Raw genomic sequence first — 291 nt, 5'->3', positions numbered from 1 at the left:
TTTCACCGAAAATAGCGTGCAGTAATCTTTCTGCAGCAGATAATTCAGTTACACCCTTATGAGTTACCTTACCTACCAAAATGTCGCCATCGTGGACTTCTGCACCAACACGAACGATACCATCAGCATCAAGATCCTTCAAAGCATCCTCACCAATATTAGGAAGTTCTCTAGTAATTTCTTCTGGACCTAACTTAGTGTCACGAGCTTCTGATTCATAATCTTCAATACTGATTGAAGTATAAACATCATCCTTACCTAATCGTTCAGAAAGCATGATAGCATCTTCAT

General features: G+C 39.2%; 1 protein-coding gene. It reads right to left on the bottom strand.

Annotation, left to right across the window (positions count from 1 at the left end):
- Positions 1 to 291: hypothetical protein (locus CP367_RS10535; RefSeq protein WP_143469239.1), on the bottom strand; the 291-nt coding region annotated here is incomplete at both ends.

The organism is Lactobacillus sp. UMNPBX16 (assembly GCF_002553775.1).
GTDB classification, from domain to species: domain Bacteria; phylum Bacillota; class Bacilli; order Lactobacillales; family Lactobacillaceae; genus Lactobacillus; species Lactobacillus crispatus.
Note: the sequence above shows the minus strand (reverse complement) of the source record. Positions and strands in the feature narration are given on the sequence as shown.